This is a genomic window from Geobacillus sp. WSUCF-018B, assembly GCF_002809985.1.
In the GTDB taxonomy this organism is placed as follows: domain Bacteria; phylum Bacillota; class Bacilli; order Bacillales; family Anoxybacillaceae; genus Geobacillus; species Geobacillus thermophilus.
The window spans coordinates 128588-139715 of the sequence record NZ_PIJF01000002.1; the positions used below are offsets into that span (position 1 = coordinate 128588).

General features: G+C 55.3%; 11 protein-coding genes. 1 reads left to right on the forward strand and 10 read right to left on the reverse strand.

Going from position 1 to position 11128, the window contains the following annotated elements; translation table 11 throughout:
* Positions 1-7: 7 nt before the first annotated feature.
* The 10 genes from CV944_RS01585 to zapA form a co-directional block, all read right to left on the reverse strand.
* Positions 8-784 carry an electron transfer flavoprotein subunit beta/FixA family protein gene (locus CV944_RS01585; RefSeq protein ID WP_100658973.1) on the reverse strand — a complete coding sequence of 259 codons (777 nt, stop codon included), beginning with the start codon at positions 782-784 and terminating at the stop codon, positions 8-10.
* A gap of 64 nt (positions 785-848) precedes the next feature.
* The gene (locus tag CV944_RS01590; RefSeq protein ID WP_100658974.1) at positions 849-1622 is read right to left on the reverse strand and encodes an enoyl-CoA hydratase; all 774 of its coding nucleotides are present in this window, start codon (positions 1620-1622) and stop codon (positions 849-851) included.
* 25 nt (positions 1623-1647) lie between these two features.
* On the reverse strand, positions 1648-2235 hold the full coding sequence (locus CV944_RS01595) for a fatty acid metabolism transcriptional regulator FadR (RefSeq protein WP_011232163.1): 588 nt from the start codon (positions 2233-2235) through the stop codon (positions 1648-1650).
* Positions 2236-2294: 59 nt separating this feature from the next.
* Positions 2295-3995 (reverse strand): long-chain-fatty-acid--CoA ligase, encoded by a 1701-nt coding sequence (locus CV944_RS01600; protein WP_100658975.1) that lies wholly within the window; start codon positions 3993-3995, stop codon positions 2295-2297.
* Between the two features lie 78 nt (positions 3996-4073).
* Positions 4074-4238, reverse strand: coding sequence for a hypothetical protein (locus CV944_RS17400; protein ID WP_171698049.1), 165 nt, complete (start codon positions 4236-4238; stop codon positions 4074-4076).
* Positions 4239-4251: 13 nt separating this feature from the next.
* Entirely contained in the window at positions 4252-4659 is a 408-nt protein-coding gene (locus CV944_RS01605) for a DUF350 domain-containing protein (RefSeq protein ID WP_063330420.1), read from the reverse strand.
* 14 nt (positions 4660-4673) lie between these two features.
* Positions 4674-7028, reverse strand: coding sequence for an endonuclease MutS2 (locus CV944_RS01610; RefSeq protein WP_369806424.1), 2355 nt, complete (start codon positions 7026-7028; stop codon positions 4674-4676).
* Positions 7029-7048: 20 nt separating this feature from the next.
* Positions 7049-8773 carry a DNA polymerase/3'-5' exonuclease PolX gene (gene polX, locus CV944_RS01615; protein WP_100658977.1) on the reverse strand — a complete coding sequence of 575 codons (1725 nt, stop codon included), beginning with the start codon at positions 8771-8773 and terminating at the stop codon, positions 7049-7051.
* A gap of 42 nt (positions 8774-8815) precedes the next feature.
* On the reverse strand, positions 8816-9355 hold the full coding sequence (locus CV944_RS01620; protein ID WP_100658978.1) for a CvpA family protein: 540 nt from the start codon (positions 9353-9355) through the stop codon (positions 8816-8818).
* Positions 9348-9623: a cell division protein ZapA gene (gene zapA, locus CV944_RS01625; RefSeq protein WP_014196491.1), complete on the reverse strand. Its 276-nt coding sequence runs from the start codon at positions 9621-9623 to the stop codon at positions 9348-9350. Before zapA ends, CV944_RS01620 begins: the two co-directional genes overlap by 8 nt.
* Positions 9624-9734: 111 nt before the next feature.
* Between zapA and rnhC the strand changes: the two genes are divergently transcribed.
* Positions 9735-10664, forward strand: coding sequence for a ribonuclease HIII (gene rnhC, locus CV944_RS01630; protein WP_047818834.1), 930 nt, complete (start codon positions 9735-9737; stop codon positions 10662-10664).
* Positions 10665-11128: the final 464 nt, after the last annotated feature.

An 11128-nucleotide genomic window follows, 5' to 3' on the forward strand; every position in this document is an offset into this window, starting at 1 on the left:
TTTCCGCTTATACCACTTTCGCTTCGGAGCGGAGCAGCTGGACGAGCTCTTTCACTTGATCGGCGATGTCGCCTTGCAAAATTTTCCCTGCTTCCCGCTTCGGCGGCAAGAACACTTCAATCGTTTTCGTCTTCGCTTCAACATCGTCTTCGTCGAGGTCCAAATCGTCAAGCTCTAGCTCTTCAAGCGGTTTCTTTTTCGCTTTCATGATCCCCGGCAGCGACGGATAGCGCGGTTCGTTCAAGCCTTGTTGAGCGGTGACAAGGAGCGGCAGCGACGTTTCGATGATTTCCTCATCCCCTTCGACATCGCGCACGACGGTCACTTTGCCGCCGTCGGCAATGTCGAGCTTTGTGATCGTCGTTACATATGGAATGCCGAGCAATTCCGCCACACGCGGGCCGACTTGCCCGGAACCGCCGTCAATGGCGACGTTGCCGGCTAAAATCAAGTCCGGGTTTTTGTCTTTTAAGTATTCAGCGAGCACTTTCGCTGTCGTATATTGGTCTTGTTCTTCGACATCATCGTCAATGTTGATGAGCACCGCTTTGTCGCAACCCATGGCGAGCGCTGTGCGGAGTTCTTTTTCCGCCTCTTCGCTGCCGACGGTGACGACCGTCACTTCGCCGCCGTGTTTGTCGCGCACTTGAATCGCTTCTTCAATGGCGTATTCGTCGTACGGATTGATGATGAATTCTGCCCCTTCCTCGTTAATCTTGCCGTTGACGATGGAGATTTTTTCTTCCGTGTCAAACGTGCGTTTCATCAACACAAAAATGTTCATGTCGTTCCCTCCTCGGTTTGATTGAACATTGTTTCATGTTCCAACATTTAGATATTGACAAAGATTATTTCCCTTTAAAGACGGGCGGCCGTTTTTCCAAAAACGCCTGCACGCCTTCTTTTGCATCCTCGGATCCAAACACGCGGCCAAACCATTCCGCTTCCTCGCGCACGGCCTCAACGAACGTTTTTTCCTTGGCGGCGTTAAGCAACTCAATAACCGCCCGAACGGAAAGCGGACTTTTGGCGGCGATCTTTTTCGCCAGCGCTTTGGCCTCGTCAAGAAGCCGTTCTTCCGGCACCGCCTTGTTGGCAAGCCCCCATTGCACAGCCTCTGCGCCGGTAATCGGCTCGCTCGTCCACATCATTTCGGCTGCCTTACCAAAGCCGACGTAGCGCACAAGCCGCTGCGTGCCAGCAAATCCAGGGATGATGCCAAGCTGCAGCTCCGGAAGGCCGAGTTTGGCGTTTTCCGCCACGATGCGGATATGGCAGCTCATGGCCAACTCCAATCCACCGCCAAGCGCCGCGCCGTGAATGGCCGCAATGACTGGTTTGGAAAAGCGTTCGATCCGCTCCATCACGAGCTGGCCGTTGCGCGACAAGCCGGATGCCTCCTCGACGGAAGCGATGGACGTGAATTCTTTAATATCGGCGCCGGCTGAGAAAAACCGCCCCTCGCCATGAAGCAACACGACGCGCACGTCCGGGTCGGTCTCGAGCTCGTCCAACACAGTTGAAAGCTCTTTCAAAACCGCTGATGAAAGGGCGTTCGCCGGCGGCCGCGAAAACGTCACGACGGCGACGAACTCCTCTTTCGCCAAACGAAAAAAGTCCATGAAGCCTCTCCCCTTTCTGCCTTTCCTAACGTCCGGCGGCGCACCCTTTGACGAGCAGTTCGTACACCGGATCGGCGAGGGCGGCCAAGTCATACTTTTGCTCGTTCATCACCCACGTCGTCACCGTTTCATCCAGGGTGCCAAAGATCATTTGCCGAGTGAGCCGGACGTCTAAATCTTGGCGAAACTCCCCTTTTTCCATCCCCTCCATGATGATGCGGTCGATGAGCCGCAAATATCCTTTCAGCACCTCATTGATGCGATGGCGCAGCTCTTTGTTCGACTGGCGCAGCTCAAGCTGCGTCACGACCGCCATATGCGGATCAGCGGCGAGGGCGGAAAAATGAGTTTTCACCAATACATACAATTTCTCTAAGGGGCTTGAAATTCCTTCTGTCTCTTGTTCAATTTTCTCGATGAACGCCCCCATCTTTTCCTGAAAAAGCGAAATTAAAATATCCTCTTTGTTTTTAAAATAAAGGTAGATCGTGCCGTCGGCGACACCGGCCTGCTTGGCGATTTTCGACACCTGTGCTTGATGGTAGCCGTGCTCGGCGATGACGACGACGGCAGCGTCAATGATTTGTTTAAATTTCGGCTTTTCCCTCCGCAATATAGATTCTCCTTTTCTCACTTTCCATCCGCCAAATGAATGAACCATCATTCATATTTTCATTTTACGGGCAATTCTGCCGATTTGTCAAGCTTCTTTTTCTCCTCTTCCACCAACACGCGGCGCAAAATTTTGCCGATCGCCGTCTTCGGCAATTCGCTGCGGAACTCGTAGATGCGCGGCACTTTGTAAGCAGCCAGGCGCTGGCGCATAAACGCGTCAAGCTCCTGTTCGCTGCACATCTCCCCCGGCTTTAACACGACGAACGCTTTCACCGTCTCGCCGCGGTACGGATCCGGAACGCCGATCACGGCCGCTTCCTGCACTTTCGGGTGCTCATACAGCGCTTCTTCGACTTCGCGCGGGTAAATGTTGTAACCGCCGGCGATAATGACATCTTTCTTGCGGTCGACGATATAAAAATACCCCCGCTCATCCATATATCCAATGTCACCTGTATACAGCCATCCGTCGCGCAGCACTTGCTCGGTCTCTTCCGGACGATTCCAGTAGCCTTTCATCACTTGCGGCCCGCGCACGACGAGTTCTCCACACTCTCCCGGCTTTGCTTCCTCACCCGTTTCCAAGGAAATGATTTTCGCGTCCGTATCCGGCCACGGAACGCCGATGCTTCCTTTCACCCGCTCCCCGTCCCAAAGGAAGTTGCTGTGGGTGACAGGGGACGCCTCGGTTAACCCATAGCCTTCAATCAATTTTCCGCCCGTCACCCGTTCAAACTGCTCCTGCACCTCAACCGGCAGCGGAGCGGATCCGCTGATGCAGACGTTGATTGATGATAAATCATACTTTGGAAAATCCGGATGATTCAACAAAGCGATGTACATCGTCGGCGCGCCTGGGAACATCGTCGGCCGGGTGCGCTCGATTGCTTTTAATGTTTGCTTGACATCAAAGCGCGGGAGCAGCACCATTTTGCTCGCCATCATCACGGACAAATTCATCACCGTCGTCATGCCGTACACGTGGAAAAACGGAAGCACACCGAGCACCGTTTCTTTTCCTTTTTCGCATTTATACACCCAATGGGCACACATGAGCGTATTGGCGATCAAGTTGCGATGCGTCAACATGGCCGCTTTCGGATGTCCCGTCGTGCCGCCTGTATATTGCAGCAGCGCCACATCTTCCACCGGATCGATGTCCACCCCGATCGGAGCGGTTTCCTTGCGGCTCATGATCGTGCGGAACATATGAACGGTTTCGCTTTCCGCGATGCGGACGATGGGCATGTTTTGCTTCCGCTGCACAAGCGGATACAGCCATTTCTTCACCGTGGGCAAATAATCTTGCATTCTCGTGACAATCCAATGTTTGACCGGCGTCCTCCCTTTCACCTTTTCCGCCTTTGGATACAGAAGATCCATCGTCACGAGCACCGAGGCGCCGCTGTCGTTCAGCTGGTATTCAAGCTCATACTCGGTGTAAAGCGGATTCGTCTGCACGACGATGCCGCCGGCTAGGAGCGTCCCGTAGTAGCTGATGACCGCCTGCGGGCAGTTCGGCAGCATCACCGCCACCCGATCCCCTTTTTTCAATCCGATCGTCCGCAAATAATGCGCGAACGTCAAAGCCTGCTCGTACAGCTCTCGAAACGTCATCGTTTTGCCCAAAAAGTCAATCGCCTCATGGCTTCCGAATTGTTCCGCCGTCTCCCGCAAATAGTCAGAAAGCGTTTTCTTTGGATAGTCGAGCGTAGCAGGAATGGACGGCGGATAATGAGCGAGCCACGGTTTTTCCATATGCATCCCTCCTTGTTTCTATTTTATTTCACTTTTTGTAATTTTTCATCAAAAAAAACGCCTCGCCTGAGCGAGACGTCACCAAAACCAGTACACCAAACCAATGAAGAAAAAGCACGCGCAAATGACAAACAAGATTTTCGCCAGCACATCGACCGACCGGTTGCGCACCGCCATATACGCGATGCCGGCGATCAAAAGCAGCCCGACGGCGATCAACAACCATTTGACTACTGCGTTCATTCGTTGTTCCCCTTTACTGAATCCCTTCGCCGATGACAAACGACAAACCGACGGAAATGACCATCGAGATAAAGCCGACCGCCCGGTTGTCGTTGGCGATTTCATCATCGATGTTAAACTTCGGCGTCAAAAATTCATAAATAAAATACGCTGCGAGCAGAAGCAAAAACCCGTACAGCCCCCAGCCGACCATCGACAACAGCGACTCATGGTGGGCGAGCGCGTAACGAAAAATATTGGCAATGCCAAAAATCTTTCCGCCGGTTGCCATCGCCACCGCCATATTGCCTTTTTGAATTTCTTCCCAGTTTTTATACTTCGTGACGAGTTCAAACACGGCCAAAAACACCACGATGCACAGCACGGCGACGCTGAAATTGGCAGCGGTTCTCACCATTTCGTGCTCCCAAAACGGCGCCATCATTCTCGCCCCCATCATTTCAGTTCCACGACCGTCACCCCGGTCCCGCCTTCATTCGCCTCACCAAATCGGAAGCTTTTGACCGCCCGGTGCCGCTTTAAAAACTGCTGCACCCCTTGGCGGAGCGCGCCTGTCCCTTTGCCGTGGATGATGGAGACGCGCGCATATCCGGCGAGCACGGCGTCATCCAAGTATTTCTCAAGCCGAAGGAGCGCGTCTTCGTACCGTTCGCCGCGCAAATCAAGCTCAAGGCTCACATGGGCGTCCTTGCCTTTCACGGTCGCAATCGGCGTCACGTCGTTCACCGGCGCGCTGCCGATGTATTCTAAGTCACGCTCGTGAATTTTCATTTTCAAAATGCCGAGCTGCACTTGCCATTCATCGTCCGACACTTTTTCGATCAAGTAGCCTTTTTGGTTGAGGCTCGTCACCTTCACTTCATCACCCGGCTGGAATACATGGCGCGGCGCCTGTTTTTTTGCTCTTTTCCGTTTCTCGACTTTCGGCACGGCGGCGGCGAGCCGCTGTTTTGCCTCGGCGAGCTCATGCTCTTTCACTTCCGCCTGCTTTTCTTTTTGCAGGCGGCGCAGTTCATGGATCACCCGCTCGGCTTCGCGCTCGGCGGCGCGGATGATGTCCGTTGCCTGCTTCGCCGCTTCAGCCAGCCGCTCTTCTTTTTCCTCTTCGAGCGCTTCGAGCTTTTGCTCCCACTCGGCGCGCAGCCGCTCCGCTTCCTCCAGCGCCGCGCGCGCCCGCGCTTCGTCTTCCTCGGCTTGCTTTTTGCTTCGTTCGAGCGACGCGATCATGTTTTCCACGTTATGGCTTTCCGCGCTCACTTGCGCTTTCGCCCGCTCGATAATCCGCTCATCCAACCCCAAGCGGCGTGAGATGTCAAAGGCGTTGCTGCGGCCGGGAATGCCGATCAATAGTTTATACGTCGGACGGAGCGTTTCGGTGTCAAATTCAACGCTCGCGTTCACCACCCCGGGGCGGTTGTAGCCGTACGCTTTCAATTCGGGATAATGCGTCGTCGCCACCGTCCGCGCCCCGCGCCCGTGCACTTCATCCAAGATGGCGATGGCAAGCGCCGCCCCTTCCTGCGGGTCGGTGCCCGCTCCGAGCTCATCAAACAGCACAAGGCTTTGGCCATCGACATGGCGCAAAATGTCGACAATATTGACCATATGGGACGAGAACGTGCTCAAGCTTTGTTCGATCGACTGCTCGTCGCCGATATCCGCGTACACTGCGCGGAACACCGCCGCTTCCGATCCGTCGGCCGCCGGGATAAACAGCCCCGCTTGCGCCATTAATGTCAACAAGCCGACCGTTTTCAACGTCACCGTTTTCCCGCCGGTGTTTGGGCCTGTTATGACGATCGTCGTATAATCGCCGCCGAGTTCAATGTCATTCGGCACCGCCTTTTCTTGATCAAGCAGCGGATGGCGGGCCTGCACAAAGCGAAGATAGCCGCGGTTATTGACCGCTGGCTTCGCGGCTTGCAGCCGGCGGGCGTATTTCGCCTTGGCAAACGCAAAATCGAGCGCCGCAAGCGACTCAACCGCCCGCGCAAGCGGTTCAGCCTGATCAGCGACTTTTGCCGACAGTTCGCGCAAAATGCGTTCGATTTCTTGCTTTTCTTTCGCCCGCGCTTCGCGGAGTGCGTTGTTCAACTCGACGACCGCCTGCGGCTCGATAAACAGCGTCGCCCCGGACGCCGACTGGTCGTGGACGATGCCGCCATAGGCACTGCGATACTCTTGTTTCACCGGAATGACATAGCGGTCGTTGCGGATCGTAATGATGGCGTCCGACAGCCGCTTTTGCGCCGACGGCGAGCGAATGATGCTCTCAAGCTTCTCGCGGATGCGCGCTTCCACTGACCGAATTTGCCCGCGGAGCGAACGGAGGCGGTCGCTTGCGGCATCCAATACCTCGCCATGGTCGTCGATCGAACGGCGAATGTCATGCTCAAGCGCCGGCACCTCCACGAGCTCATCGGCATAAATGGACAGACGATCCAATCCCCCCTGCTCTTCATGCAGATCCATAATCAGCCGTTTCATCTGCCGGCTTGCGGTCAAGGTGGATGCCGTTTCCACGAGTTCTTGCGGACTGAGCACGCCGCCGATCGCCGCCCGTTTCAAATGAGGGCGAATGTTGACAACTCCGTCAAGCGGCGCATAGCCAGCAAGTCGCAAAACAGCGGCCGCTTCATCCGTTTCCTCAAGCCAAGCGGCCACCTCCTCCAAATCGGATGACGGCATGAGCGCCTCGATTTTTTCCAAACCGAGCGGCGAGGACGCATGCTCAGCCAACTGCTCTTTCACTTTATCGAACTCCAAGGTGTGAAGCACTTTTCGTTGCACGTATCTGACCCCCAGCTCATTCATTTCGTTCGTTTGTCGCGCAAAAACTGCCGCAGCTTGTCAAGCGGCCATGTGTTGATGACCGTTTCGTTCTTGATCCAGCCTTTCCTTGCCGTCGCCACGCCAATAGCCATATCATCAAGCATGTCCAAATGGTGGGCGTCCGTGTTAATGGCAATATACGCCCCCGCTTCCTCGGCTTTTTTCACGTAAGCTGCCGACAAATCGAGACGGCTCGGGTTGGCGTTTAACTCAAGCACCGTGTTCGTCTCGGCCGCGAGTTTCATGAGCCGCTCGAGATCGACGTCATAACCGCCGCGCTGGCCGATGAGCCTTCCGGTCGGATGGGCGATGACATCGACGTACGGATTGCGAAGCGCCGCCTCGAGCCGCTTCATGATCGCCTCGCGCGGCTGTTTGAACGCAGAGTGAATGGCGGCGATGACAAAATCCAGCTCCTTGAGCACGTCATCATCGTAATCGAGCGTCCCGTCCGGCAAAATATCCATCTCAATGCCGGCGAGGATGGTAAAATCCGAATAGCGCGCGTTCAGCCGTTCGATTTCCTCGCGCTGGCGCCGCAATCGATCCGGCGTCAAACCGTTGGCGACTTTCAAAAATTGCGAATGGTCGGTGATGGCCATATACCGATAGCCGCGGCGGCGGCACGCCTCAACGAGCTCCTCAAGCGAACACGCCCCGTCGCTCCATGCCGAATGCATATGCAAATCGCCTTGAATGTCTTCAAGGCGGACAAGCGGATATCGGTCCGAATAGCGCTCGATTTCCGTGCCGTCTTCACGCAGCTCCGGGGGAATGTGCGGCAGCCCGAAATGGGCGTAAAACGCCGCTTCATCCGGGAACGTTTTCACCTTGCCGGTCGCTTCGTCTTCCACGCCGTATTCGCTGATTTTCTCCCCGCGCTCTTTGGCGAGCTGGCGCATGCGCACGTTATGCTCCTTCGATCCGGTGAAATGATGGAGCGCGGTCGCAAACTGCGCCCCGCTGACCAGCCGGAAGTCGACGGCCACATCGTCGTCATAGCGAAGCAGAAGCGACACTTTTGTCTCCCCAGCAGCGATGACCTCACGGACACGCTCAAAACGAAGAAGCCCGTCGCGCACCGCAGCCGGACGGTCGGTGGCGATGACATAATCCAAATCTTTCACCGTTTCGTTTACGCGCCGCAAACTGCCGGCCCGCGAGAAGCGAATCACGCCGTCAAGACAAGCAAGCTGGCGTTCCACATCCGCCGCGGCGGCGAGCACCCGAGCGAGCGGCAGCCGCTCAGGGCGTTTGCCTGCCTTTTCAATGGCCGCAAGCAGCTTTTCTTCCGTTTTCGCGCCAAAACCGGGAAGCTTCCGCACTTTTCCCGCCAGACACGCTTCTTTCAATCCATCCATATCGACAATACCGAGCTCTTGATGCAGCTTGGCGATTTTTTTGCCGCCAAGCCCCGGGATCTTAAGCAAGGAAAGAAGCGTTTCCGGAATATCGCGCTTTAATTCCTCGAGCACCGATGATGAACCGGTTTCGACAAACTCGGTGATGATCGCCGCCGTGCTTTTGCCGATGCCGGGAATGGCGGTGAAGTCGCCGATTTCCGCGAGGCTCCGCTCATCCGTTTCCAAGGCGTTCGCCGCTTTGCGGAAGGCGTTGACCTTAAATGGATTTTCTCCTTTGATCTCCATATACAGTGCGATCGTTTCAAGCAGGCGGATGACCTCTTTTTTATGGACGCTCATCCCCATTTCCTCCCTTTCCCGCAAAACCGCGGCCGCGCCCGGTCAGACGCGGCCATGAATCCACCAATGATTAAGCATGTCCGACAACACCGGCGTATGTTTCACAATCACGGTCGCCATGAGCGAATGCTGCAGCTGCTCCTGCACGCTGTCAATCGGCACGAGCGCCCCGATATACAACAGCAAAAAGACGAGCAAATACACTTCCGCAAACCCGAGCGCCGCCCCCGCCAGACGGTTGACGCTTCGCAAGAGCGGCAACTGGGCGACGAAATCAAGCATCGAGCCGATGATTTGCAGGACGATTTTCACAGCAAAAAACAAAAGTGCAAAGGAAATCGCCCGATAATAGGCATCGTCCAAATGCGTGCTCTGAAACAGCAGCTTCATCGTCTCCGGGTCTCCGAACGTCGGATACGGAATCCAAAGGCGCAATGTCGGCACAAACCGTTCATAATAGCGATAGGCGACGAAAAAGGCGATCAGAAACCCGGCCATATGAATGAATTGAAGGATAAAGCCGCGCTTCAGCCCGATCATCGCCCCCATCAACAGGACAAACAGCAGCACGACATCAATCATCCTGTTTCCCGTCCTTTTCCTGTTTCAGCTGTTCCGCCAGCCGTTGATATTGTTCTTTCAGTTTGAGATACTCACTGGCGATGTTGACGGCTGTCAACACGGCCAGCTTCGGCACATCAAGGAGCGGATTTTTCTCGCTGAATTCATGCATTTTATCATCAACGAACGCCGCCACGAGCCGGATGTGGGCCGGGCTTTCCGCGCCGACGATCGTGTAGTCTTGTCCATAGATGCGGACGCTCACTCGCGTTTTTGGCTGTTCTGTCAAGCTTTCTCCCCCATTTCGCCAAATCCTACTGTTTATCATATCATGAACGCTGGTATAATGGAAAGAAGCGACACACAGCAACGATAGAGAAGATAAAGGAGCGATCGAACGTTGTCAAACTATGTGATTCAAGCCGACCAACAGCTGCTTGACGCCTTGCGCGCCCACTACCAAGACGCCTTATCCGACCGGCTTCCGGCCGGAGCGTTGTTTGCCGTCAAGCGCCCGGATGTCGTGATCACCGCCTACCGCTCAGGCAAAGTGCTGTTTCAAGGGAAAGCGGCGGAGCAAGAAGCAGCGAAATGGATATCAGGGGCGAGCGCCTCAAACGAAACAGCTGACCACCAGCCGTCCGCTTTGGCAGCTCATCAACTCGGGTCTCTTTCCGCCATCGGTTCCGATGAAGTCGGCACCGGCGATTATTTCGGCCCGATCGTCGTCGCCGCCGCCTACGTGGATCGGCCGCATATCGCCAAAATCGCGGCGCTTGGCGTGAAAGATTCGAAACAATTGAACGATGAGGCAATCAAACGGATCGCCCCCGCCATCATGGAAACGGCGCCGTATGCCGTCACTGTGCTTGATAACGCCGAATACAACCGCTGGCAGCGAAGCGGCATGCCGCAGACGAAAATGAAGGCGCTGCTTCACAACCGGACGCTCGCGAAACTTGTTGACGCCATCGCGCCCGCCGAACCAGAAGCAATCATCATCGACGAATTTTTAAAACGGGATTCGTATTTCCGTTACCTTTCCGATGAAGATCGCATTATCCGCGAGCGGGTGCATTGCCTGCCAAAAGCAGAAAGCGTGCACGTGGCGGTCGCCGCCGCCTCGATCATCGCCCGCTATGTGTTTTTAGAAGAGATGGAGCGATTATCCCGCGCCGTCGGCCTCCTGCTTCCAAAAGGTGCCGGCGCCATCGTTGACGAAGCCGCCGCCCGGATCATCCGCGCGCGGGGGGAAGAAGCGCTTGAGACGTGCGCCAAGCTTCATTTCGCCAATACGAAAAAGGCGCTTGCCATCGCCAAGCGCCGGTAATTGTTTCCATCACACCCATGGGAAACGGCAGCGTTGGCTCCGTTGCACAGGTCGACCCGTAGTAGCTGAACGACACCGTTTCCCATCCTTTCCACATGTTTCGTTTTACGTATGAAGAAAATGGCTTTTCATCCGCAAACAACCAAAAGGCTGCCCCCACCCAGCCTAGTGAGCCGGGATCATTAGACGGCCTATTCTGCCGCGCCATCGATGGCCTTCGATTTTTCCGTTGCTCGTACAAAATAATCCATTCCAGCAGAACGTGAGTCAACTACCCCCACTTCGCTAACGCTTGAAGTGGAGGCTTGCAACTCCCCAGAAGTGCGAGCGGACTTCGTCCTCCTTCCTTGACTTGGGGTTGCATTAGGGGCAGGTTGACAGCTGCCCAACGACGCAGGTCATGCCTGTGTCGTTCCTTCAACGATGTACTCTATTCCTTTTCGTTGAAGGTTCATAGCACCAAT

What these genes read in the sequence shown, in the direction of transcription:
- CV944_RS01585 (WP_100658973.1), bottom strand. Translation starts at nt 784, where the DNA reads ATGAACATTTTTGTGTTGATGAAACGCACGTTTGACACGGAAGAAAAA.
- CV944_RS01590 (WP_100658974.1), bottom strand. Translation starts at nt 1,622, where the DNA reads ATGGACTTTTTTCGTTTGGCGAAAGAGGAGTTCGTCGCCGTCGTGACG.
- CV944_RS01600 (WP_100658975.1), bottom strand. Translation starts at nt 3,995, where the DNA reads ATGGAAAAACCGTGGCTCGCTCATTATCCGCCGTCCATTCCTGCTACG.
- CV944_RS17400 (WP_171698049.1), bottom strand. Translation starts at nt 4,238, where the DNA reads ATGAACGCAGTAGTCAAATGGTTGTTGATCGCCGTCGGGCTGCTTTTG.
- CV944_RS01605 (WP_063330420.1), bottom strand. Translation starts at nt 4,659, where the DNA reads ATGGCGCCGTTTTGGGAGCACGAAATGGTGAGAACCGCTGCCAATTTC.
- polX (WP_100658977.1), bottom strand. Translation starts at nt 8,773, where the DNA reads ATGAGCGTCCATAAAAAAGAGGTCATCCGCCTGCTTGAAACGATCGCA.
- CV944_RS01620 (WP_100658978.1), bottom strand. Translation starts at nt 9,355, where the DNA reads ATGATTGATGTCGTGCTGCTGTTTGTCCTGTTGATGGGGGCGATGATC.